Below are 681 nucleotides of genomic sequence, written 5' to 3'. Positions count from 1 at the left end.
ACCGACCCTGCGAAACATGAGTGTGCAGCAGTGCCGATTGGTCCTCGGGGGCTTTCAGTTGTGCCGCGGCGGGGGCGATGTCTTCCTTGCGCGGGCCGATTTCGGTCAGGGGTAGCGCGTCGCGCTTTTGCGCGGCCTGCGCATCCGCAACCTGCGCGGCTGCCCTGGCGCGATCCAGTTCCTGCACGCTAACCCCACGATTATCCGTATTGGCCGCGATACTTTGCAGGCGAGCCAGATCCTTGCGCGCGCGCTCGGCATCGGCTTGCGCGGCGACATAACCACTTCGCGCCTGCGCCAGCTCCTGCGGGCGCGCACCGTTCTTCAAGCGCAGCAGGTTCTGCTGCTGCACGCCGATCTGCGCCTGCGCCTGTTCAGCCTGCAGGGCCAGCGTTCGGGTGTCTAGCGTGGCCAGCACCTGGCCGGTCTTCACGGCATCGCCTTCATCGACCTTCATGTCGGCCACACGGCCACTGCCATCGACCGCCAACGACACCTGCCGAATGTCCACGTTGCCGTACAGCACCAGCGTGCCGTCGTTGCCTTTGTCCCGCTGCTGCATCCAGTCCCATGCGCCGAGCGCCAGCACCACGATAAGACCAAAGGCAATGAGAGGCTTCTTCATGTCAAACGATCCAGGAAGTCGAAATAGAGGCTATGCGATGCACTGCACTGCACTAC

General features: G+C 63.7%; 1 protein-coding gene. It reads right to left on the bottom strand.

Going from position 1 to position 681, the window contains the following annotated elements:
- Positions 1-625, bottom strand: a 625-nt coding sequence (locus SQ11_RS15760; RefSeq protein ID WP_041515155.1) for a biotin/lipoyl-binding protein, incomplete at its 3' end; no start/stop codon positions are given.
- Positions 626-681 lie beyond the last annotated feature (56 nt).

It is taken from the genome of Nitrosospira sp. NpAV (assembly GCF_000832065.1).
Lineage (GTDB): Bacteria > Pseudomonadota > Gammaproteobacteria > Burkholderiales > Nitrosomonadaceae > Nitrosospira.
The sequence above is the reverse complement of the archived record's forward strand: the minus strand, read 5'-3'. Positions and strand labels throughout refer to the sequence as shown.